Origin of the sequence: Pseudomonas baltica (assembly GCF_031880315.1) — a bacterium.
Taxonomy (GTDB): Bacteria; Pseudomonadota; Gammaproteobacteria; order Pseudomonadales; family Pseudomonadaceae; genus Aquipseudomonas.
Map to the genome: position 1 here is coordinate 4,494,641 of NZ_CP134771.1, position 22,860 is coordinate 4,517,500.

22 protein-coding genes (1 of these 22 running past the window's edge) are annotated in these 22,860 nt (G+C 61.2%); 11 read left to right on the plus strand and 11 right to left on the minus strand.

Annotation, left to right across the window (positions count from 1 at the left end):
• Window positions 1-364: 364 nt before the first annotated feature.
• From REH34_RS20130 to dksA, 5 genes are all read right to left on the minus strand, one after another.
• Entirely contained in the window at window positions 365-1,816 is a 1,452-nt protein-coding gene (locus REH34_RS20130; protein ID WP_311968959.1) for a sigma-54 dependent transcriptional regulator, read from the minus strand.
• A 22-nt stretch (window positions 1,817-1,838) separates the two neighbouring features.
• Window positions 1,839-4,793 carry a sensor histidine kinase gene (locus tag REH34_RS20135; protein ID WP_226507070.1) on the minus strand — a complete coding sequence of 985 codons (2,955 nt, stop codon included), beginning with the start codon at window positions 4,791-4,793 and terminating at the stop codon, window positions 1,839-1,841.
• Complete coding sequence (locus REH34_RS20140; RefSeq protein WP_226507069.1) at window positions 4,777-4,953, minus strand: hypothetical protein; 177 nt, start codon at window positions 4,951-4,953, stop codon at window positions 4,777-4,779. Before REH34_RS20140 ends, REH34_RS20135 begins: the two co-directional genes overlap by 17 nt.
• Before the next feature lie 205 nt (window positions 4,954-5,158).
• Window positions 5,159-6,046 carry a tRNA glutamyl-Q(34) synthetase GluQRS gene (gluQRS, locus tag REH34_RS20145; protein WP_226507068.1) on the minus strand — a complete coding sequence of 296 codons (888 nt, stop codon included), beginning with the start codon at window positions 6,044-6,046 and terminating at the stop codon, window positions 5,159-5,161.
• 90 nt (window positions 6,047-6,136) lie between these two features.
• The gene (gene dksA / locus REH34_RS20150; protein WP_226507067.1) at window positions 6,137-6,577 is read right to left on the minus strand and encodes an RNA polymerase-binding protein DksA; all 441 of its coding nucleotides are present in this window, start codon (window positions 6,575-6,577) and stop codon (window positions 6,137-6,139) included.
• A gap of 197 nt (window positions 6,578-6,774) precedes the next feature.
• Between dksA and REH34_RS20155 the strand changes: the two genes are divergently transcribed.
• Complete coding sequence (locus REH34_RS20155) at window positions 6,775-7,947, plus strand: pyridoxal phosphate-dependent aminotransferase (RefSeq protein WP_226507066.1); 1,173 nt, start codon at window positions 6,775-6,777, stop codon at window positions 7,945-7,947.
• A complete protein-coding gene (gene sfsA / locus REH34_RS20160) occupies window positions 7,947-8,660 on the plus strand; it encodes a DNA/RNA nuclease SfsA (RefSeq protein ID WP_311968960.1) in 714 nt (237 codons plus the stop codon). The genes REH34_RS20155 and sfsA overlap by 1 nt, the downstream gene beginning before the upstream one ends.
• Here the strand turns inward: sfsA and REH34_RS20165 are convergent.
• The 5 genes from REH34_RS20165 to REH34_RS20185 all read right to left on the minus strand — a co-directional run bounded on the left by REH34_RS20165 (window position 8,621) and on the right by REH34_RS20185 (window position 12,511).
• Window positions 8,621-8,980, minus strand: a complete 360-nt coding sequence (locus REH34_RS20165) for a Rieske (2Fe-2S) protein (protein WP_226507064.1) — start codon at window positions 8,978-8,980, stop codon at window positions 8,621-8,623. The genes sfsA and REH34_RS20165 overlap by 40 nt on opposite strands.
• A 229-nt stretch (window positions 8,981-9,209) precedes the next feature.
• Entirely contained in the window at window positions 9,210-10,013 is an 804-nt protein-coding gene (locus REH34_RS20170; protein ID WP_311972124.1) for a cyclic nucleotide-binding domain-containing protein, read from the minus strand.
• Window positions 10,014-10,071: 58 nt separating this feature from the next.
• Window positions 10,072-10,344 (minus strand): TfoX/Sxy family protein, encoded by a 273-nt coding sequence (locus REH34_RS20175; protein ID WP_226507062.1) that lies wholly within the window; start codon window positions 10,342-10,344, stop codon window positions 10,072-10,074.
• Between the two features lie 159 nt (window positions 10,345-10,503).
• Complete coding sequence (locus tag REH34_RS20180; RefSeq protein WP_226507061.1) at window positions 10,504-10,848, minus strand: pentapeptide repeat-containing protein; 345 nt, start codon at window positions 10,846-10,848, stop codon at window positions 10,504-10,506.
• Between the two features lie 100 nt (window positions 10,849-10,948).
• A complete protein-coding gene (locus REH34_RS20185; protein WP_226507060.1) occupies window positions 10,949-12,511 on the minus strand; it encodes a bifunctional aminoglycoside phosphotransferase/ATP-binding protein in 1,563 nt (520 codons plus the stop codon).
• Between the two features lie 118 nt (window positions 12,512-12,629).
• Here REH34_RS20185 and mrcB point away from each other — a divergent pair, with 118 nt between their 5' ends.
• The 3 genes from mrcB to REH34_RS20200 are packed head-to-tail and all read left to right on the plus strand — an operon-like array spanning window position 12,630 to window position 16,085.
• Window positions 12,630-14,954: a penicillin-binding protein 1B gene (gene mrcB, locus REH34_RS20190; RefSeq protein ID WP_311968961.1), complete on the plus strand. Its 2,325-nt coding sequence runs from the start codon at window positions 12,630-12,632 to the stop codon at window positions 14,952-14,954.
• 16 nt (window positions 14,955-14,970) lie between these two features.
• The gene (locus tag REH34_RS20195; RefSeq protein WP_311968962.1) at window positions 14,971-15,756 is read left to right on the plus strand and encodes a tetratricopeptide repeat protein; all 786 of its coding nucleotides are present in this window, start codon (window positions 14,971-14,973) and stop codon (window positions 15,754-15,756) included.
• Window positions 15,756-16,085, plus strand: a complete 330-nt coding sequence (locus tag REH34_RS20200) for a YqcC family protein (protein WP_226507057.1) — start codon at window positions 15,756-15,758, stop codon at window positions 16,083-16,085. Before REH34_RS20195 ends, REH34_RS20200 begins: the two co-directional genes overlap by 1 nt.
• Window positions 16,086-16,099: 14 nt before the next feature.
• Here the strand turns inward: REH34_RS20200 and REH34_RS20205 are convergent, their stop codons facing one another.
• On the minus strand, window positions 16,100-16,534 hold the full coding sequence (locus tag REH34_RS20205) for a DUF4124 domain-containing protein (RefSeq protein ID WP_226507056.1): 435 nt from the start codon (window positions 16,532-16,534) through the stop codon (window positions 16,100-16,102).
• Between the two features lie 397 nt (window positions 16,535-16,931).
• Here REH34_RS20205 and REH34_RS20210 point away from each other — a divergent pair, with 397 nt between their 5' ends.
• The 6 genes from REH34_RS20210 to msrQ all read left to right on the plus strand — a co-directional run.
• The gene (locus REH34_RS20210; RefSeq protein WP_311968963.1) at window positions 16,932-18,656 is read left to right on the plus strand and encodes an acetolactate synthase 3 large subunit; all 1,725 of its coding nucleotides are present in this window, start codon (window positions 16,932-16,934) and stop codon (window positions 18,654-18,656) included.
• Between the two features lie 2 nt (window positions 18,657-18,658).
• Complete coding sequence (gene ilvN, locus REH34_RS20215) at window positions 18,659-19,150, plus strand: acetolactate synthase small subunit (RefSeq protein WP_226507054.1); 492 nt, start codon at window positions 18,659-18,661, stop codon at window positions 19,148-19,150.
• Window positions 19,151-19,195: 45 nt separating this feature from the next.
• The gene (gene ilvC / locus REH34_RS20220; RefSeq protein ID WP_226507053.1) at window positions 19,196-20,212 is read left to right on the plus strand and encodes a ketol-acid reductoisomerase; all 1,017 of its coding nucleotides are present in this window, start codon (window positions 19,196-19,198) and stop codon (window positions 20,210-20,212) included.
• Between the two features lie 148 nt (window positions 20,213-20,360).
• Entirely contained in the window at window positions 20,361-21,215 is an 855-nt protein-coding gene (pssA, locus tag REH34_RS20225) for a CDP-diacylglycerol--serine O-phosphatidyltransferase (protein WP_226507052.1), read from the plus strand.
• Window positions 21,216-21,278: 63 nt separating this feature from the next.
• Window positions 21,279-22,292, plus strand: coding sequence for a protein-methionine-sulfoxide reductase catalytic subunit MsrP (gene msrP, locus REH34_RS20230; RefSeq protein ID WP_226507051.1), 1,014 nt, complete (start codon window positions 21,279-21,281; stop codon window positions 22,290-22,292).
• A protein-coding gene (msrQ, locus tag REH34_RS20235) for a protein-methionine-sulfoxide reductase heme-binding subunit MsrQ (protein ID WP_226507050.1) crosses the window boundary here: on the plus strand, window positions 22,292-22,860 show its 5' portion. It continues 52 nt past the right edge of the window; only the first 569 of its 621 coding nucleotides appear in the window; its start codon is at window positions 22,292-22,294; the stop codon falls past the right edge of the window. The genes msrP and msrQ overlap by 1 nt, the downstream gene beginning before the upstream one ends.

Sequence of the window (22,860 nt, forward strand, 5' to 3'; positions counted from 1 at the left end):
TTTTATTGTTCTCGGCCTGGCTGCGGGGCAAGCCCCAAATACAACTCCTCTCCAAAAGAATCAGTTAGCTGCGCCTCCGCCGTCTTGTTTTTATTATGCGTGAGTCGATTCGTCTTATTTTTATTATGGGGTTGTGCGTTGCTTGTTGTTGTTCTTGTACCAGAGATATAGCAGGTCCTGTGCCAACTTTTGCAAATGCCCGAAAATCAAGGGGTTGGCGGGATTACGTCGGTGGATGATCGACCGCGTCAGACAAATTTCGTTACCGTAGGAATCGCATTTTGTTACGCATGCAAACCTGCGGTAACACCTTGTATTTATGTAGTTTTATTACGAACATTTCGCCGGTAACAGCTGAAACGAATCAGCTCTCGCTCGCCACGCTCGACTTGCGTCTTGGGATGCCCAGCCGCTGGCGACGTTCCCATAGGCACTTGCGGCTCACACCCAATTTGCGCGCCAGCTCGGTCTCGGTCATATGGTCCTGATGTTCCAGGACGAAGTGCTGGAAGTAATCTTCCAGAGACAGATCTTCGGTGGGGTCATGGCTGACATTGTTATTGCCGCCCTGTTGCGGAGGCAGGCCGATGAATTCGTCGTCTTCGAGGTCGCTCAACTCGATATCGATGCCCAGCAGGTCGGCGGAAATTTCCGCGTTATCGCTGAGGATCACCGAGCGTTCGACGGCGTTTTCCAGCTCCCGCACGTTGCCAGGCCAGGAATACTGGCGGATCGCTTGCTCGGCATCGGCGCCGAAGCGCAGGTCCGTGCGGCCGATACGGGCGCTTTGGCGTTTGAGGAACACGTGGGCAATTTCGCTCACGTCCGGGCCACGCTCGCGCAGCGGCGGCAGCTTGAGCGCAATCACGTGCAGGCGATAGAACAAGTCTTCGCGGAACTGGCCGGTCTTGGCCAGGCTCTTGAGGTCGCGGTGGGTCGCGGCGATCAGCCGTACGTCGACCTTCTGCGATTGTACCGAGCCGACCCGACGAATCTCGCCTTCCTGCAGCACGCGCAGCAAGCGCGCCTGGGCCTCAAGGGGCAATTCGCCGATCTCGTCGAGGAACAGCGTGCCGCCGTCCGCCGCTTCGACCAGCCCCGCACGCCCGGCGCTGGCACCCGTGAACGCACCCTTTTCGTGGCCGAACAGCTCGGATTCGATGAGGGTTTCCGGGATGGCCGCGCAGTTGACCGAAATCATCGGTGCCTTGGCCCGGCGCGACAGGTTGTGCAAGGCGCGCGCGACCAGTTCCTTGCCGGTACCGGATTCACCTTGAATCAATACGTTGGAGTCGGTAGGCGCGACCTTGCGGATCTTGCTGTACAGGTCCTGCATGGGCGGGCAGGAGCCGATGATGCCGATCTCGCCGTTGGCATTTTCGCCTCCAGCGACACCGCGCTCGGCGACGGGTGCAGCTTTGCCGTTGCCGCGTTCGGCGGGCGCTGGTGCGGGTGCTGGCTGCGTCTGGCGATCACGCAGGATGCGCGCGGCGGCCTGGAGCATTTCGTCGTGGTCGAAGGGCTTGGCGATGTAATCCACCGCACCCATTTTCATCGAGTCCACAGCCGAGCGCAGGCTGGCGTAGCTGGTCATGATCAGCACGGGGGTGCCCTGGCCAAGCTTGATCAGCTCGGTTCCCGGAGCGCCAGGCAGGCGTAGATCGCTGACGATCAAGTCGAACGAGGGAATGGAGAAGCGTTCCTGTGCCTCTTGCACGGAACCGGCTTCGCTGACCTGATACTGATTCCGTTCAAGCAGGCGGCGTAGGGCAGAACGAATGATCGTTTCGTCTTCGACAATCAGAATATGCGGCATTGAGTCGGTTCTCTCGACGGTCTCAGTTCACAGCGGACGTCGCAACGACATGACGGGGCAGGGTGACGCGGATTCGGGTGCCGCGCTGGTTTTTTTCATCTGCCGGGCTGTCTATGGTGATCTGTCCATAATGCTCTTCAACGATGGAATAGACCAGAGCGAGCCCCAGTCCTGTTCCTTCACCCGGATCTTTGGTGGTGAAGAAAGGTTCGAACAGCCGATCCATGATGTTCTTGGGAATGCCGGTGCCTTCGTCTTCGACGATCAGATCCACCGTGTGCTCGCTGACCTCGCTCTTGACCCGCACCGCGCTGCCTGGGGGCGATGCGTCGCGGGCGTTGGACAGCAGGTTGATGAGCACCTGGGCCAGGCGCTGCGGATCGCCGTCGACCCAATGATCCGGGTCGCACAGGTTGTAGAACTGTACCTCGAAGTTTCGCCGGTTCAACGCCAGCAGGCCGATGGCGTCCTGGGCCACGTCGGCGAGGCTCACGGGCTCGTCGCTGCGTTGGTGGCTGCCGGCATGGGCAAAGCTCATCAGCGACTGCACGATGCGTGACACGCGCTTGGTCTGCTCGATGATCTGGCTGCTCAGCTCGGTGATCTCGCCGTCTTCTTCGCGCTCTTCGCGCAGGTTCTGTGCAAGGCAGGCGATACCCGTGATTGGGTTGCCGATCTCGTGGGCGACGCCGGCGGCCAGGCGACCGATGCTGGCCAGACGCTCGGAGTGCACCAGCTTGTCTTCGAGCATCTGCGTGTCGGTCAGGTCCTCGACCAGCAGTACCAGGCCGCTGTTGCCGGGGGCCAGGGGCTCGTCGATGGCCGCTTTGTGCAGGTTGAGCCAGCGGGTCTGGCCATCGAGGCCCAGACGCTGCTTGTGCAAATGCTCGTCGGGAATATGGATGAAACCCATCAGCAGCGCGCGCCAAGGCTCGCTGATGGTCGCCAGGCGCGAGCCCACTACACGCTGCGCCGGTATCCCGGTGAGCTCTTCCATGGCCTTGTTCCACATCAGGATCTCTTGATCCTTGGCCAGCGAACAGACGCCCATCGGCAGTTCTTGCAGGGTTTGCCGGTGATAGCGGCGCAGGGCGTCGAGTTCGGCGGCAAGGCCGGTAAGCCGCGAGTGGTAATCCTCAAGGCGGCTTTCGATGAAGTGGATGTCTTCGGTCACGTAGTTTTCGCTGCCGGATTTATACGGCAGGAAGGTCTCGACCATGTCCTGGGCGACGCTGGGGCCCATGAGCCCGGACAGATTGGCCTCGATACGGTCGCGCAGGCGGCGCAGGGCATAGGGACGGCGCTCGTCGAACGGCAGGTAGAGATCGCGCAGGGCTTGCTCGACCTCTTTCTGCGCCGCCTTGGCACCTAGCGGCTTGGCCAGTTGCGTGGCGAATTCCTGGGGGGAGGCGGCGTGCAGTTCGCGACGTTGCGGGCGGCGCACGTTGTCCACCGCACAGGCCTCGGCGGCGCTGGCCTCTTCGGTGCTGATGCTGGTGAACAGCGATACCAGGGTGAACAGCAACACGTTGGCGGCCAGGGAGGCGATGGCCGCCATGTGCCAGCTGGTGTCGTCGAGCACGTAGATCATGTTCAACAGCGGGATGTAGAACCCCTGCAGGTCGCCGATCAGTGGTAGCAGCATGGTCGCCGCCCACACCAGCATGCCCGCCAGCAGACCGGCGATGAAGCCGCGGCGGTTGGCGGTCGGCCAGTACAGTACCGACAGCACGCCAGGCAGGAATTGCAAGGTGGCGACAAAGGCGACGATGCCCAGATGCGCCAGATCCTGCCGCGCGCCCAGCAGCAGGTAAAAGCAGTAACCGGCCATGATGATGGCGACGATCAGCGCGCGGCGGGTCCACTTCAGCCAACGGTAGATATTGCCCTCCGCCGGGGGCTGATACAGCGGCAGTACCAAGTGGTTGAGCGCCATACCCGACAGCGCCAAGGTGGTGACGATGATCAACCCGCTGGATGCCGACAGCCCGCCGACATAGGCCAGCAGTGTCAGGGCTGTGCTGTTGGCGGCGATACCTATCCCCAGGGTGAAATATTCCGGGCTGGTCGTGGCGCCCAGGCGCAGGCCGGCCCAGAGGATCAACGGCACGGCGAGGCTCATCAGCAGTAACAGCAGGGGCAGGCCCCAGCTGGCACTGACCAGGGCGCGCGGATTGAGGTTTTCGGTAAAGGCCATGTGGTACATGTGCGGCATGACGATGGCCGAGGCGAAGAACACCAGCAGCAAGGTTCGCCAAGGGCCTTCCTGCAACGGCGCGTGCAAGGAGGCCAGGGCACTCTGATTTTGCATCAGCCACTGCTCGAGGTCGTGTGGGCCGTCGAACACGCCATACAGCGCGTAGATACCGATGCCGCCCAAGGCGATCAGCTTGATCACCGATTCGAAGGCGATGGCGAATACCAGGCCTTCGTGTTTTTCACGGGTGGCAATGTGCCGAGAGCCGAAGAAAATCGTGAACAGGGTGATCAGCGCGCAGAAACTCAACGCCACGCGGGCCTTGATCGGCTCGTGGGTGAGGATGCCGATGGTGTCCGCTACCGCCTGTATCTGCAGGGCGAGCAGCGGCAGTACGCCGATCAGCATGAACAAGGTGGTCATGGCGCCGGCCCAGGTGCTGCGAAAGCGGAAGGCGAACAGGTCGGCCAGCGATGACAGCTGATAGGTGCGGGTGATCTTGAGGATCGGGTACAGCAACACCGGGGCCAGCAGGAACGCCCCCGACACCCCCATGTAACAGGCCAGAAAGCCGTAACCGTACTGATACGCCAGGCCGACAGTGCCATAGAACGCCCAGGCACTGGCATAGACGCCCAGCGACAGCGTGTAGGTGAGCGGGTGACGGGTGATCGAGCGCGGGATCATGCCGCGCTCGCTGATCCAGGCCACGCAGAACAGCACCAGCAGGTAGGCGGCGCTGATCAGGATCATCTGGGTCAGGCTAAAGCTCATCGGCATCTCGTTGGCTCTGCAGGATAAAGGTCACCACGATCAGAATCAGCCACAACAGGTAAGGCCTGTACCAGGCGCCCGAGGGCTCGATCCACCAATCCATGATGGCGGGCGAAAACAGGTAGATGCCGACTACCAGCAGCAGGACCAAACGGTAGATATACATGCTGGCCTCGTGGGATGGATCAGCGGGGAGGGTGAAGTGCCAGTATCAGTGTAATGGGTGCGGCAAAAAGAAGCGGGATGGTACGCGAAACCCAGGCCTCGTGCCCAACCTGGCACCTATATGTAGCGAGGGGTCTTGGCCCGGAAACAGGTTCCGCCATTGAGTGCTCTACAGAGGCGTGGATTTTCGTGGGCAGGCTCCCTCGCTACCGGAGTTCGGTTTCGGGGAGGGTGGCGGTCCTGGGAATTGTTGTGGCATCCCAGTGTGCCGTGGCCCATGCGAGTATCTCCCTCGGGGCTGCGCCAACCAGTTCCTGCGGCGGTTGCTGGCCCAGTGCACGCAAGGCCCGCAGCAGCAACGGCCCGGCATCATCGCCTTGCAGCGGCGGTGAGCGGTAGCTTTTGCCCAGCTTGTGGCCGTCCGGCTGAATGATCAGCGGCACGTGCAGGTAGCGCGGTTGCGGCACGCCCAGCAACTCCTGCAGATACAGGTGTCGCGGCGTCGAGTCGAGCAGGTCGGCGCCGCGCACGATATCGGTGATGCCCTGCCAGGCATCGTCCAGCACTACCGCCAGTTGATAGGCATACAAGCCATCGCGGCGCTGAATCACGAAATCGCCGGATTCACGCCCCAGGTGCTGCTGGAAATCGCCCTGCACGCGGTCTTCGAAGCGGTAATTCAATTGCGGAACGCGCAGGCGAATGGCGGCATCTTCCGGCCCATGGCCGGCATTGCCACACAGGCCCGGATAGATACCACCGTAACCTTGCAGCTGTTTGCGCGAGCAAGTGCACGCGTATGCCAGCCCTTGGCTGAACCAGCGCTGCACAACCTCGCGGTAGGCTTCGTGACGCTGGCTTTGGTACACCACCTCGCCGTCCCATTCCAGGCCGTACTGTTCGAGCGTTTGCAGGATCGCGGCCTGGGCGCCGGGTACTTCGCGCGGTGGATCGAGGTCTTCCATGCGCAGCAGCCAGCGACCATTCACGGCGCGGGCGTCCAGATACGAAGCGAGGGCGGCGACCAGCGAACCGAAGTGCAGGTAACCACTGGGCGTCGGCGCGAAACGGCCGGTATAGGAGGGCTTGGTCATGGCGGGAATATTACAGCAAGCCGATTGCTGCCGGGTGGACCCCGGCGGCAGGGCGGTGGTGGAGCGTGAGCACGCTCCACCTCGCACAGGTCATTTGCCGACCTGTTTTTCCTTGATTTCAGCCAAGGTCTTGCAGTCGACGCACATGTCGGCAGTCGGGCGGGCTTCCAGACGGCGTACGCCGATCTCGATGCCGCACGACTCGCACCAGCCGTATTCTTCGTCTTCGATCAACTGCAGGGTCTTGTCGATCTTCTTGATCAACTTGCGTTCGCGGTCGCGCGCGCGCAGTTCGAGGCTGAACTCTTCTTCCTGACTGGCGCGATCGGCCGGGTCGGGGAAGTTGGCTGCTTCGTCTTTCATGTGGTCTACAGTACGGTCGACTTCCTGCATCAAGTCCTGTTTCCATTTCTGGAGGATCTTGGTGAAGTGAAGGCGCATCTTATCGCTCATGTACTCCTCGCCCTTCGTCTCTACGTAGGGTTCAAAGCCACTGATAGTGCTGTTCTGCTGCTTTTCATTGGTGGACATGAATAAACCGCCTCTCGCTCTTCAACCGTTGCGCAGGATAATGATCCATCTCCGACACCTGCCGGCCCTGCGACTGCAAGCCGGCGAACTTACCAGATCAAATCGGGGCGCGCTACTCCCGGTTGTCGAGCCTGACAAAGCCTTTGTTCGAGCGCTTAGGTAGAATCCCCTGTTTACACCTATTCGGGGAACGCCACATGTCCCAAGCCTACAGTGCGCGCAGCCGCGCGATCGAACCTTTCCATGTCATGGCGCTGCTGGCGCGGGCCAATGAATTGCAGGCTGCCGGCCACGATGTGATCCACCTCGAAATCGGCGAGCCGGACTTCACCACCGCCGAGCCGATCGTCAAAGCCGGGCAGGCCGCACTGGCCGCAGGCGCTACCCGCTATACCGCCGCGCGCGGATTGCCAGCGCTGCGCGAGGCCATCGCGGGTTTCTATGCGCAGCGCTACGGCGTGCAGATCGATCCTGGGCGCATTCTGGTGACGCCCGGTGGCTCCGGGGCCTTGCTGCTGGCCAGCAGTTTGCTGGTCGACCCCGGCAAGCACTGGCTGCTGGCCGATCCGGGCTACCCGTGCAACCGGCACTTCCTGCGCCTGGTCGAAGCCAGTGCGCAATTGGTGCCGGTCGGGCCTGCCGAACGCTACCAACTGACAGCCGAGCAGGTTGCCGCGCATTGGAATGCCGACACAGTGGGCGCACTGGTGGCATCACCTGCCAACCCCACCGGCACTCTGCTGAGTCGCGACGAGCTCGCGGGCCTGAGCGCGGCGATCAAGGCGCGCCGCGGACATCTGGTGGTCGACGAGATTTATCACGGTCTTACGTATGGCTGTGATGCCAGCAGCGTGCTGGAGGTCGATAACGACGCCTTCGTGCTCAACAGTTTTTCCAAATACTTCGGCATGACCGGCTGGCGCCTGGGCTGGCTGGTGGCGCCCGAGGCCGCTGTGCCGCATCTCGAGCGGCTGGCGCAGAACCTCTACATCAGCGCCCCGAGCATGGCCCAGCATGCCGCGCTGGCCTGCTTCGAGCCGGATACCCTGGCGATCTTCGAAGCGCGGCGTGCCGAGTTCGCCAAACGGCGCGACTATCTGCTGCCGGCGCTGCGCGAGCTGGGCTTCTCGATTGCGGTAGAGCCTGAAGGGGCGTTCTATCTGTATGCCGATATCAGCGCCTTTGGCGGTGATGCGTTCAGCTTCTGCCGACACTTCCTCGAGACCGAGCATGTGGCCATTACCCCGGGGCTGGACTTCGGGCGTCATCTGGCCGGCCATCACGTGCGCTTCGCCTATACCCAGAGTCTGCCGCGCCTGCAGCAGGCGGTAGAGCGAATCGCCCATGGACTGCGGAGCTGGCAAGGCTGATGGAATTCTCTCCTGCGTTGCAACAAGGGCGGCTGATCCGCCGTTACAAGCGTTTCCTCGCCGACATCGAGCTGGCCAGTGGCGAGGTGATCACCATTCACTGCCCCAATACCGGTTCGATGCTCAACTGCATGCTGGAAGGCGGCGGGGTCTGGTTCAGTCGCTCCGACGACCCCAAGCGCAAGCTGCCAGGCACTTGGGAAATTGCCGAAACGCCTCAAGGCCGCCTGGCTTGCGTCAATACCGGGCGCGCCAATACCCTGGTGGAGGAGGCGTTGCGTGGCGGGCGAATCGAGGAGCTGGCGGGCTTCACCGAGATGCGTCGCGAGGTGCCCTATGGCGAGGAGCGCAGCCGCATCGATTTTCGTCTGCAATTCGCTCAAGGCCCGGCCTATGTCGAGGTCAAGAGCGTGACCCTGGGGTTCGATGGCACTGCGACTGCGGCGTTTCCGGATGCGGTCACCCAGCGTGGTGCCAAGCATCTGCGTGAGTTGGCCAGCCTGCGCCGCCAAGGGATTCGCGCAGTGCAGCTGTATTGCGTCAATCTGAGCGGGGTCGAGGCGGTCAGGCCGGCCGAGGAGATCGATCCGCGCTACGCCGAAGCCCTGCGCGCCGCGGTGTTCGAGGGGGTGGAAGTGCTGGCCTATGGCGTGCACATCGACACCGGCCAGATCTACATCGATCGGCGCCTGCCGGTGCTGCTCGGCGGCTGAGGCGAATGCAGCAGCCAGATACCCTGTGCGTCCTCACGGCAGGGCAGGGCTTGCAGTGATTCTCCAGCGCAGGGCCCCGCCACGCACTCGCCGCTTTCAATCAAGAACAGTGCGCCGTGGCGTGCGCACTGGATCAGGCTGGCGCTGCTGTCGAGGAACTGGTCCGGTTGCCATTCCAGGCGAATGCCGCGATGCGGGCATTGATTGCGGTAAGCGTACACCTGCCCGTCGCGGCGGGCGGCCAGCAGGGCGACGCCGTTGACTTCGAAGCCGCGGCTTTGGGCTTCGGGGAGGTCGCTCCCGTGGCAGAGCAGATGCATGGTTGTGCTTCCCGATGGCGAAGAGGCTGTCCGGTCCGGCGACAATTCCAAGTGGCGCGCATTATGACAGGCAAAAAAAGACCCCGCAAAAATGCGGGGTCAAAAACCGTGATTAGCCTGATGAGGAGATATCTGAAAGTCCGAACCAAGGGCCTTCCAGTTATCGGCTGATCTCGCGACCAGTTGTGATAATCATAACGATTCTCATTTCTAAGTCAACGGTTCTTTTTCATTTCTTTTCGAGGGGGCTGGAATTCGAGGCCGTCAGTTGCTTGTTCAGGGAGTCGATACGCCGGGCCATGCTCTCGATCAGGCTGTGGGCAATGCGCGGATTGCTCTGGGCCAGGTTGAGGAACTGGTCCTTGGGGATCATCATCAGGGTGCAGGGCTCGCTGGCGATGACCGTGGCGCTGCGCTTCTCGCCGGTGAACACTGCCATGGCGCCGAAAATCTCGTCCTTGAGCACATCGCCGACCTTCTGGCCGTCGACGAACGCCTCGGCTTTGCCGTCGATGATGATGAATACGTGATCCGCCTCGTCACCCTGCTGGAGCAGCGTGTCGCCGGAGGCCACATGCTTGAAGCCGTTGGCGCTGCGAAACTCGGGTTGTTTGAGGCGGGTGATAGCGTCGCACAGCAGGGTGGATTGGCCGGTCAGGTACTCGATCAGCAGCGCCTGGCCATCGCTGCTGGCCTGCAGGTGCGCGAAGACTTCGCTGCGCCGGTACGGCGTCAAGGTCAGCGGGCCATCGCTGGCATAGCCGCACTGCAGCGTCTGGGTATCCTGGCGCAAGCCGATGAGGTCACCTTCCTGCAGATAGAACAGCTTGCGCTCGTTGAATTGCACGTGCAGCAGGCCATCGTCGATCAGGTAGAGGTTGGCGGTGTCGAGGAACGGGCCCAGGTCGGCGACCTGCTCGAACGTCAAAGACGTGCCCGCAGGTGCCAGACCCTTCAACAGCTCGGGTGGAATGGTCTGAAGACGATTGACCCATGCGTCGGCATAGGCCGGTTGCTCCCCAAGTAGATACATGTTCACGAATCTCTATGACTGCGGGTGCCAGAGAACGAACGACGAATGCGTGCGAATCTCAGTTCTTCTGGCGTGACGATATAGCTTCCAGCTGTTTATTCAAGGCCTCTTTGCGTTCGCTGGGGATGTCGTTCCAGTGCAGGTCCATGAGCGCCCCTTCGATGGCGTAGAGCAGCACCTTGGAGGCGCGAAAACCGCGCACTTTGACCGCGCGATAAGCGTCCACCGCACCACGGCGACGCAGATCCGTTGCATTGTGAATGCCGACGGCGTGCAGCCATTGCGCCGAGGTCTTGCCAAGATTGCGTAAATGTTGGAGCTCGTCGTTCATCCAGCCTCCTTGCAGTGCCTGAACCCTTGTCAGGGTTCGCTGACTCGGTCAATTCTGAAGGGGAGTGTAGCGCCAGTTGCGACATTCGCAGGTTCCGGCACACGACGATGAGCCGCAGGGCTCACCTCAAATGGCCGTCAACGCAAGTCAGTTGCCTATTCAGCGGGTGCGATAGCGCAGGCGAGTACCAAAATTGACCGACATGAGGATCTCGTCGGCACTCAACTCTGCTGGAAAGTACGCCCCGGATATCTGCGCGTGGGACAGGCTGGCGCCTTCAAGGCCGGCGTTGCGCAGGTCGAGGCCGCGCAGGTCGGCGGCGCGGAAGTAAGCGTCGGTAAAATCGATGCCTTCGGCGTCTAGCTCGCGCAGATCGAGGCCGCGGAAGTCACCGCCAGTGAAGTCGATGTGATCGTGCTTGAGTTTTTCCTGGTTGAAGCCCTGGATATTCTCGTGGTGCACCAGGGCATACAGGGGTGAGTCGAGCTGCTTGGGCTTGGACATGACTGCGCTCCTTCACTACGGCGGTGTTGGTATTATGGCGCCAGTATACTGCCATCATGCGGCGCCGTGAAACATTCTGTATCACGGCGCTCACGAAGGGTCAGAGGCCGGGCAAACGGTCGCGAATCTGCCGCACCAACTTGTCGAGACTGTCGCTCTCATTGGTTTCGACCCGTTTACTGAGCAGAGTTTCCTCAGCGCTCAGCGGTTCGCGATTGGCCAACTGCGCCTGGATCACTTCAAGGGTGGCGTCGGAGGGGTCGTTGTTCTCGCTTTGACGCTGTTGCAGCCAGCTGGCGATGACTGCCTCTGGCGCATTGCAGTCGAGGATCAGGTAGGGCACACCGCGGGTTTCGGCGATGTTGGCGGCCGCCTGACGCTGTGCGTGCTTGAGATAGGTGGCATCGATGGTCACCGGGAAACCCGCGGCCAGGATGCTATCGGCCAACTGATGCAGGCGCGCGTAGGTGGCCGCGCTGGCCTCGGCATTGTAAATACCGCTCTGCAGGACCTTGTCGGCTTCTGGCTGTTGTTCACCGAACAGGCGCTTGCGTTCGACATCCGAGCGCAGGCGCACGGCGCCCAGGGCTTCGACCGTGCGCATGGCGACGTGGCTCTTGCCGACGGCCGAGACGCCACTGGTGATGGCCAGGAAGCGCGACGGAATGGCGCTGTAGCTTTCGGCAAGGTCGGCATAGCGACGGTATTGGCGCAAGCCATTGGCGCGAGCCAGGCCTTCGGCGCCCTGGGGCATGCTGAACAGGGCGATCTTGGCGCGGACCATGGCGCGGTAGGCCTTGTAGAAATTCAGCACGTGCAGGCCTTCGTAGTCGCCGGTCAGCTCCAGGTACTGGCTGACGAAGCGCCGCGCCAGGCTTTTGAGGCCGCGATCCTCGAGGTCCATGGCCAGAAAACCGGTATCGCCCCAGACATCGGTGAAGCGAAACGGCTCGTTGAATTCGATGCAGTCGAAGATCACCACTTTACCGTCGATGACGGTGGCATTGCCCAGGTGGATGTCACCGTGGCATTCGCGAATGAAACCTTGCGCCTTGCGCTCGGCCAGCAGCGGCTTGAGCCGATCGAAGCTGGTGCGCGCCCAGTCCTGCAGAGCATCGAGTTGCTGCAGGTCGGCCTTGTCGGTGAGAAAGGGGCGGATCTGGTCGAAGTTCTGCTGCACCGGTTCCATCACGGCTTCAGGAGTCCCTTGATGGTGTTCCTGCGGCACGTGCGGGGCATTCAGGTGAAAATGCGCGATTTGCGTGGCCAGCGCATCGATATGCTCTTGATGCAGTTCGCCATTGGCTTGCAGGGTGCTGAGCAAGCCATCCTGAGGGAACTGGCGCATTTTCAGCGCGTATTCGATCACCGGGCCGTCGCCATTGAGTTGGGGCGCTTCGGCGCTGCCGGTAATCGGCAGGACTTCCAGGTACAGGCCTTCGGTCAGGCGCTCGTTGAGACGCAACTCTTCACCGCAGAAATGCTTGCGCTTGGCCAGGTCAGTGAAGTCCAGGAAGCCGAAATTCATCGGCTTCTTGATCTTGTAGGCATACTCGCCGGTCAGCAGCACCCAGGAAATATGGGTCTCGATCAGCTGGATATCCTTGACCGCATGAGGGTAAAGGGCAGGATTTTGCAGGGCGGTGATAAGCGCTTGGGTCACGGATGATCCTTCTCGGGGCAAGTGATTCTTGAGGTCCATTATGGCGGCTTGCGGCGATGCTGCAAACCGCTGGCAGGCGCCTGTTGATGCGCCTGCAAAGTGCGTATAATCCGCCGCCATGACTCGTACCCGATCCCCTCGCTCCCGCTCCAAAAAACCCTCTGGTGGCCTGCGTCCCTGGCTTGGCTGGGCTATCAAGCTCGGGCTCGTCGGCCTCGTGGTGCTGGCAGGCTTTGCCGTCTACCTCGATGCGATCGTCCAGGAGAAGTTCTCCGGCAAGCGCTGGACCATCCCGGCCAAGGTCTACGCTCGGCCGCTGGAGCTGTTCGTGGGGCAGAAGCTCACCGAAAAAGACTTCCTCACTGAGCTCGATGCGTTGGGCTATCGGCGCCAGCCGACGGTCACTGGGCCGGGCGAGGCGGCGGTCAATGGCACGACCGTGGCGCTGAACACCCGCGGATTTCAGTTCTATGAAGGCCTGGAGCAGGCGCGCCCGGTACGTGTGCGCTTCAGTGGCGATTATGTCGCCGAACTCAGCGGCAATGGCGGCGACAAACTCCCGGTGGTGCGCCTCGAGCCCCTGCTGATTGGTGGCCTGTACCCGAAAAACCTCGAAGACCGCATCCTCATCAAGCTCGATCAGGCGCCGCCTTATCTGCTCGATACCCTGACCACGGTCGAGGATCGCGACTTCTATCACCACTTCGGTATCTCGCCGAAGGGCATCGTGCGGGCGATGTGGATCAACACCTCATCCGGGTCGATGCGCCAGGGTGGCAGTACCCTGACCCAGCAGTTGGTCAAGAACTTCTTCCTGACCAATGAACGCAGCCTGACCCGCAAGCTCGAAGAAGCGATGATGTCCGTGTTGCTGGAGGTTCACTACAGCAAGCGCGAGATCCTCGAGGCCTATCTCAACGAGGTATTCGTCGGCCAGGATGGGCAGCGGGCGGTGCATGGCTTCGGCCTGGCCAGCCAGTTCTTCTTCAGCCAACCGCTGTCGGAGCTCAAGTTGCATCAAGTGGCGTTGCTGGTGGGCATGGTCAAGGGACCGTCCTATTACAACCCGCGGCGCTATCCTGATCGCGCCCTGGAGCGGCGCAACCTGGTGCTCGACCTGTTGCAACAGCAAGGCGTCGCCACCCCTGAAGCCGTCGCTGCCGCCAAGGCCATGCCACTGGGCGTGACCAACCGCGGCAGCCTTGCGGACAGCTCGTTCCCGGCATTCCTCGACCTGGTCAAGCGCCAGCTGCGTGAAGACTACCGCGACGAAGACTTGACCGAAGAAGGCTTGCGCATTTTCACCAGTTTCGACCCGATCCTGCAGATGAAGGCTGAAGCCTCGGTGACCGATACCTTCAAGCGACTGGGTGCACGTAAAGGCTCGGACGCTATGGAAACCAGCATGGTGGTCACCAACCCGGAAAGCGGTGAAGTGCAGGCCCTGGTGGGCAGTCGTGTGCCCGGTTTCGCCGGCTTCAACCGCGCGCTGGACGCCGTGCGCCCGATCGGCTCGCTGGTCAAGCCGTCGATCTACCTGACCGCACTTGAGAAACCCAGCCAGTACACCCTGACCACCTGGATCAAGGACGAGCCGTTCCAGGTCAAGGGCGCCGACGGGCAGATCTGGAAGCCGCAGAACTACGAAAAAACCGCCAACGGCACGATTTTTCTGTATCAGGGCCTGGCGCATTCCCTCAACCTGTCGAGTGCCCGCCTGGGCCTCGATCTGGGTGTGCCGAACGTATTCAAGACCATCAGCAAGCTGGGCGTCGATGTCGATTGGCCGGCCTATCCGTCGATGCTGCTGGGCGCGGGCGGCATGTCGCCGATGCAGGTCGCGACCATGTACCAGACCATCGCCAACGGCGGTTTCAATACGCCAATGCGCGGCATTCGCAGTGTGCTTACTGCCGAAGGGCAACCGCTCAAGCGTTACCCGTTCAAGATCGAGCAGCGTTTCGATGCGGGCTCCATCTACCTGATCCAGACGGCGATGCAGCGGGTCATGCGCGAAGGTACCGGGCGTTCGGTGTACAACGTGCTGCCCAAGAACCTCACGCTGGCGGGCAAGACCGGTACCAGTAACGATTCCCGTGATGCCTGGTTCGCCGGTTTCAGTCAGGATCTGCTCGCGGTGGTCTGGATGGGCCGCGACGACAACGGCAAGACGCCGTTCACCGGTGCCACCGGGCCGTTGCAGGTGTGGACCAGTTTCATGAGCAAGGCCGATCCGTTGCCGCTGGACACGCCGGTACCCGATAACGTGGTACAGGCCTGGATCAACGCGCAGACCGGCCAGGGCTCGGCCGAAGGCTGCCCTGGCGCCGTACAGATGCCGTATATTCACGGCAGTGAACCCGCTCCAGGCACCGCCTGTGGCGCCAGCCCTGACAATCCCGCCGGTTCGGTGATGGATTGGGTCAAGGGCTGGCTGAATTAAGTGACGAGGAGCTAACGTGAACAAGTGGTGGTTTCCTGCTGTAACGGCGCTGGCCTTGCTCAATGGTTGCGCCAGCGTGCAGCGTGGCTCGATCCCGGTGGTGGACTCCGGGTCTGCCGTGTCGAACAACGAGCGCGTCTCGGCCAATCGCCAGACCACCTACCGGGCACCGGTCGCACAAACGCAGCCCCAGGCCGCGCCGCAGGATTCCGGAGTGGTGGTGATGGTGCCGGGGGCCAGCGGCTCTGGCAGCTTCGCCGCGCCGACCAGCGCGCCGATCACCCCTGGGGCCTATAACGCGCCGATCACCCCCGGGCCGTCGAGTGCGCCTATCACGCCTGGCGCCTACGTGGCACCGAGCGCGGCAGCCACGGCGCCGAGCACCAACTATGCGAGCGCGCCCTCTACCAGCTACTCGATGCCCACGGCGCCTACCGGCATCCCGAAAAGCACCGGCGGGCTGTCTGCCGACGAGCAGCTCGACGGCCCGGTGCTGTCGTTGCTGACCACTGCCCAGCAACAGCAAGGCAGCGGCGACCTCAACGGCGCCTCGTCGAGCCTTGAGCGTGCCCAGCGGATTGCCCCGCGCGAGCCGCAAGTGCTGTATCGCCTGGCCCAGGTGCGCCTGGCGCAAGGCGAGCCAGCGCAGGCCGAAGAATTCGCCCGTCGCGCGCTGACTTATTCCAATGGTCGCCCCGATCTGCAGAGCGGTCTGTGGAGCGTGATCGCTCAGGCCAAGGATCGTCAGGGTGACAGCGCCGGCGCTGCACTGGCTCGCCAGAAAGCCAGCGGGGGGGCGTGATGGATGCTCGCTTGCCGGCCCTGGCCGAACACCTGCTGCTCATCGAGCGTGAGCTACGTCTGCAAGGCTGGTGGGCGCAGGAGCCTCCCAGTGCCGAAGCGCTGGCCAGTCAGGAGCCGTTCTGTGTCGACAGCATGGAGTTCGAACAATGGCTGCAATGGATTTTCCTGCCGCGCATGAAGCAGATCATCGAGCAGGAGCTGCCGTTGCCCAATGCTTCGGGGATCCTGGCGATGTCGGAAATGGTCTATGCCAGCCGCGCAGAGCAAAGCCGGGGCTTGAATGTATTGTTGGCGGAGTTTGACGAGCTGATTACCCAGGCGCGCTGAGCAGGGGGAGGGCGTTACTGGCAGGTGTCGGCGATGCTCGCCTTGGTCTCGGTGATCTTGGCCTGTCGTTCCTCCTCCGTGAGGCGGCGCAGTTCACCGTCCACGTCCTGGCGCACCCGTGGATTGTTGGTGAGCTGCGCCAGATTGGTCCGAGCCTGGTCACAGAATTCATCGGTGCGTTGCTGAGCGTCGGTCACTTCCTGCTTGACCTTGGCGTCGGCGGCTTTCTGTTTGTCGTCGGTGCCGGTCGGCGCGCTGCCTTTGGGAGCGGTGGCTGGGGCGGGCGCGGGCGGTGTCCTGGTTTCGATCGGCGTGGAGTTCTGCCCCGCCGGTGGCTGCGCATCGAAGTGCGTCACGCCCTGGGCATCGACCCACTTGTAGATCTGCCCCGCGAATGCCGATGTGCTCAGCAACAACAACAGGCTGACCTTGATGATCATCGCGCGCATGGTGACTCCTCGAAAAAAACGATATTGATGAAAATTACCACAGCTTCGGGCTTTTTTACTGAATTCTTGTGGCCGTCCATACGATTGCCAGCAAGAAATCTCACAGATTACTTGACTTGGGCTGGATGAATCCGAACAATCCCAAGTCCGCTGTGACGGGACTGCCAGAAGCAGGCCCGCCCGGCAGATCATGAGGCGCACACCCGCGCCGACCCGTAACACCCGCAACGCGTTACCTCGCGCTGGGTGGGAAAGCCCCGCAACATCTGGGGCACCCAATACTTGCTCAGTCAGTGCTGACGTAGTCGGCGACCACCGTCGCTCATGCTCTGCTAGGCAGTAAACCTATCAAGACCCGCTCTGCCTGAGCGGTATTCTGGCGTTTAGAGGTGACAACGTGGAGCTTTTATCTGGCGGTGAGATGATCGTCCGCTTTTTGCGTGACGAAGGGGTCAAGCACATCTACGGGTACCCTGGTGGTGCTCTCCTGCACGTATACGATGCCTTGTTCAAAGAGCCGGAAGTGGCCCACATCCTGGTTCGTCACGAACAGGCAGCCACCCATATGGCTGACGGCTATGCCCGTGCGACCGGCAAGGCCGGCGTGGTGCTGGTGACTTCCGGCCCAGGCGCGACCAACGCAATTACCGGCATTGCCACAGCCTACATGGACTCCATTCCGATGGTGATCCTGTCTGGCCAGGTGGCCAGCACCCTCGTGGGCACCGATGCCTTCCAGGAAACCGACATGATCGGTATTTCCCGGCCGATCGTGAAACACAGCTTCATGATCAAACACGCGTCGGAAATCCCTGAAGTCCTGAAAAAAGCCTTCTACCTGGCGCAGTCCGGCCGTCCGGGCCCGGTGGTCGTCGATATTCCGAAAGACATGACCAATCCGGTCGACAAGTACGAATACATCTTCCCGAAAAAGGCCAAGCTGCGCTCCTACACGCCTGCGGTCCGTGGCCACTCGGGCCAGATCCGCAAGGCTGCGGAAATGCTCGTTGCCGCCAAGCGCCCGGTGATCTATGCCGGCGGTGGCGTAATCCTGGGCAACGGTTCCGAGTCACTGACCGAACTGGCCCAATGGCTCAACGCCCCGGTAACCAATACCCTGATGGGCCTGGGCGCCTATCCGGGCATGGATCGCCAGTTCGTCGGTATGCTCGGCATGCACGGCAGCTACACGGCCAACCTGGCCATGCACCACGCCGATGTGATCCTGGCCGTGGGCGCGCGCTTCGATGACCGCGTCATCAATGGCGCCGCCAAGTTCTGCCCGAACGCCAAGATCATCCATATCGATATCGACCCGGCGTCCATCTCCAAGACCATCAAGGCCGACGTGCCGATCGTTGGCCCGGTGGACAGCGTCCTCAGCGAAATGGTCGCGACCTTGAAGGAAATCGGCGAGAAGCCGAACAAGGAAGCGGTCGCCGCCTGGTGGAAGCAGGTCGAAGAGTGGCGCCCGGACGGCACCCTGTTCCCTTACAACAAGGGCGACGGCAGCAAGATCAAGCCTCAGCAGGTAATCGAGACCCTGTGCGAAGTGACCAAGGGCGACGCTTACGTCAGTTCCGACGTCGGCCAGCACCAGATGTTCGCGGCGCAGTACTACCGGTTCAACAAGCCTAACCGCTGGATCAACTCCGGCGGCCTGGGCACCATGGGCTTCGGTTTCCCGGCGGCCATGGGCGTCAAGCTGAACTTCCCGGATGCCGACGTCGCCTGTGTGACCGGCGAAGGCAGCATCCAGATGAACATCCAGGAGCTGTCGACCTGCCTGCAGTACGACCTGCCGGTCAAGATCATCCTGCTCAACAACGGCGTGCTGGGCATGGTCCGTCAGTGGCAGGACATGAGCTACGGCGCTCGTCACTCCCACTCCTACATGGAATCGCTGCCTGACTTCGTCAAGCTGGTCGAGGCGTACGGGCATGTCGGCATGCGCATCACCGACTTGAAAGACCTCAAGCCGAAGATGGAAGAAGCCTTCGCCATGAAGGATCGCCTGGTGTTCATCGACATTCAGGTAGACGTCGCCGAGCACGTCTATCCGATGCAGATCAAGGACGGCTCCATGCGCGACATGTGGCTCAGCAAGACGGAGCGGACTTAATCATGCGTCATATCATTTCGCTTTTGCTGGAGAACGAACCGGGCGCGCTGTCGCGTGTGATCGGGCTGTTTTCCCAACGCAACTACAACATCGAAAGCCTGACGGTGGCACCGACCGAAGACCCGACCTTGTCGCGCCTGACGTTGACTACCGTGGGGCATGATGAAGTGATCGAACAGATCACGAAAAACCTCAACAAGTTGATCGAGGTGGTCAAACTGGTCGACCTGTCGGAAAGCGCCCATATCGAGCGCGAGCTGATGCTGGTCAAGGTGAAGGCTACTGGCGCCCAACGCGCCGAGATCAAACGCACCACCGATATCTATCGGGGGCAGATCGTTGACGTCAGCGCTAGCGTTTACACCGTTCAGCTGACAGGTACCAGCGACAAGCTGGACAGCTTCATTCAGGCTATCGGCACAGCGGCGATCCTCGAGACCGTGCGCAGTGGCGTCACCGGCATTGCCCGTGGCGACAAAGTACTCAGCATCTAAACCAATTCAGTGAATGGCCTGCGGGCCAGATAACAGGGGACCACCATGAAAGTTTTCTACGACAAAGACTGCGACCTTTCCATCATCCAGGGCAAGAAAGTCGCCATCATCGGTTACGGTTCGCAAGGTCACGCTCAAGCGTGCAACCTCAAAGACTCCGGTGTCGACGTTACCGTCGGTCTGCGTAAAGGTTCGGCCACCGTTGCCAAGGCAGAAGCCCACGGTCTGAAAGTCACCGACGTGGCGACCGCCGTTGCCGCAGCCGACCTGGTCATGATCCTGACTCCGGACGAGTTCCAGTCCCAGCTGTACAAGAACGAAATCGAGCCGAACATCAAGAAGGGCGCTACCCTGGCCTTCTCCCATGGCTTCGCTATCCACTACAACCAGGTCGTGCCTCGCGCTGACCTGGACGTGATCATGATCGCGCCAAAGGCGCCAGGTCACACCGTGCGTACCGAGTTCGTCAAAGGCGGCGGTATCCCTGACCTGATCGCTATCTACCAGGATGCTTCGGGCAACGCCAAGAACGTCGCACTGTCCTACGCTTCGGGCGTGGGCGGCGGCCGTACCGGCATCATCGAAACCACCTTCAAGGACGAGACCGAAACCGACCTGTTCGGCGAACAAGCCGTTCTGTGCGGCGGTACCGTCGAACTGGTCAAGGCCGGTTTCGAAACGCTGGTCGAAGCGGGCTACGCACCAGAAATGGCCTACTTCGAGTGCCTGCACGAACTCAAGCTGATCGTTGACCTCATGTACGAAGGCGGTATCGCCAACATGAACTACTCGATCTCCAACAACGCCGAGTACGGCGAGTACGTGACCGGCCCTGAAGTCATCAACGCCGAATCCCGTCAGGCCATGCGTAACGCTCTGAAGCGCATCCAGGACGGCGAATACGCCAAGATGTTCATCGCTGAAGGCGCTGCCAACTATCCGTCGATGACTGCCAAGCGTCGTAACAACGCCGCTCACGGTATCGAGATCATCGGCGAGCAGCTGCGCTCGATGATGCCTTGGATCGGTGCCAACAAGATCGTCGACAAAGCCAAGAACTGATACACCTTTGTCATGATGAAAACGCGGCCTCGGCCGCGTTTTTTCGTTATGGTGCTCAGCTTCTGGTATAAAGCGGCATCGTTTGCAAGCGAACCCTCGTGGCAGACGTCTGTCGAAACTTTTCACACCGTTGCAAGGTATTCTGTCCATGAGCGAACGTCCCGAAGAGCCGAACAAGGCCTCCGACGCCGAAAGTCTTCTACCGATCGACGAGCATGTCGAGGAGGGTCATGATGCCGAGGGACGCAAAGTCCGGCATCGTGGCATCTACCTGCTGCCCAACCTGTTCACTACCGCGAATCTGTTCGCCGGGTTCTACTCGATCATCAACTCCATCAGTGCACAGAGTGCAGTGAGCGCGGGCAATCCCGTGGAGGCCGCCAAGTACTTCTCCTTTGCGGCGATCGCCATTTTCGTTGCCATGCTGCTGGATGGCCTGGATGGTCGCGTCGCGCGCATGACCAACACCCAGAGTGCGTTTGGCGCCGAGTATGATTCGCTGGCCGACATGGTCGCTTTCGGCCTTGCGCCGGCGATTCTGGCCTTCGGCTGGGCGCTTGCGGACATGGGCAAGGTCGGCTGGATGGTCGCCTTCATCTATGTCGCCGGCGCTGCGTTGCGTCTGGCACGTTTCAACACGCAGGTGGGCAAGGCCGACAAGCGTTTCTTCATCGGCCTGGCGAGTCCGGCGGCGGCGGGTGTGGTCGCCGGCACGGTATGGGCGTTCAGCGACTTCGATATTCCGGGCGCGAAGATGTCGTTCCTGGTAGCGCTGCTGGTGGCGGCGGCAGGGATGCTGATGGTCAGCAACATCAAGTACAACAGCTTCAAGGAGCTGGACCTCAAGGGGCGCGTGCCCTTCGTGGCCATCCTGGCCGTGGTGCTGGTGTTCGCCGTAGTCTTCAGCGATCCGCCGCGGGTACTGTTGTTGATCTTCCTGGCATACGCGGCTTCTGGCCCGGTTCAATTTCTGTTACGTAAAAGCCGTCACAAAAAGGCCTGATGTAGTCCGATACCGCTCATAATCCGTAGTCTGTTGGTGATCCCAAAAGACTACGGAGTTTCTATGCTCATCAAGCTCGCCAAGGCCAGCGACTGTCACGAGTCGCAGGTCACTCCCGAATCCTTCTATCTCTCGCGCCGCACCTTGTTGGGCAGCTCCGTCGCCGGCTTGGCGATGGCTGGCCTGCCGCGTTGGGCGAGCGCCGCCGATCCTTCTCTTTATCCCGATGCAGATGCGAGCAAGGCGCCCGCCTGGCTGGCCGAACAGATAGGGCGCACGCAATGGCAGGCGGTGACGGTGGCGGGGGAGGCCATCACGCCTTTTAAAGATGCCACCCACTACAACAACTTCTATGAGTTCGGCACCGACAAGGGCGATCCGGCGAACAATGCTGGCTCCTTGAAAACCGAGCCCTGGTCGGTGGTCATCGACGGCGAGGTGGGCAAGCCCGGGCGCTATGCGCTGGAGGACTTCGTCAAACCTTATCAGCTACAGGAGCGGATCTACCGGCTGCGCTGTGTAGAGGCCTGGTCGATGGTCATTCCCTGGATCGGTTTTCCTATCGCCGATCTGCTCAAGCAGGTCGAGCCCACCAGCAAGGCTAAATACATACGCTTCGAAACGCTGAAAGACCCGCAGAGCATGCCGGGTCAGCGCTCCAGTTTCGCGCTGATCGACTGGCCCTATGTAGAAGGCTTGCGCCTGGATGAGGCGATGAATCCGCTGGCGATTCTGGCGGTGGGCATGTACGGACGCGAACTGGCCAACCAGAATGGCGCGCCTTTACGTCTGGTGGTGCCGTGGAAGTACGGCTTCAAGAGCGTGAAGTCGATCGTGCGTATCAGCCTGGTGGCCGAGCAGCCGGCCACCACCTGGCAGGGCCTGGCCCCTACCGAATATGGCTTCTATGCCAACGTCAACCCCACGGTGGACCACCCGCGGTGGACTCAGGCGCGGGAGCGTCGCCTGCCTAGCGGTCTGTTCAGTCCTAATGTGCGCACGACTCAGATGTTCAATGGATATGAAGAGCAGGTGGCGTCGTTATACGCCGGTATGGATCTGAGGAAGAATTACTGATGCGATATCTGTGGTGGCGCGTGAGCGTATTTATCGTCATTGCGGTGTGGCCGCCCTATTGGATATATCAGGCTCAGCTGTTGGCGCTGGGGCCTGATCCGGGCAAGGTGTTGCTCAACCGATTCGGCCTGGGCGTGTTGGTGCTGTTGTTGGTGACGCTGTCCTTGACGCCTTTGCAGCGAATGACGGCGTGGCCGGGGTGGTTTCTGGTACGCAGGCAATTGGGATTGTGGAGCCTGGCCTATGCCTTGCTGCACCTGACGATGTATCTGGTGTTTGTTCTGGGCCTGGATTGGGGGCAGCTAGGTGTCGAGCTCGTCGACCGCCCTTACATTATCGTCGGCGCGATCGCGTTGCTGGGATTGTTGACCCTGTCACTGACGTCCAATCGTTTCAGTCAGCGGCGGCTTGGGGCGAAGTGGAAGCAGCTGCATCGTCTGGTGTATGTGATCCTCGGTCTGGGACTGTTGCACTTTCTTTGGGTTGTGCGTTCGGACCTCAAGGAATGGGCGATCTACGCTGCCATAGGGGCATTGCTGCTAGCGTTGCGTATACCTGCAGTGACACG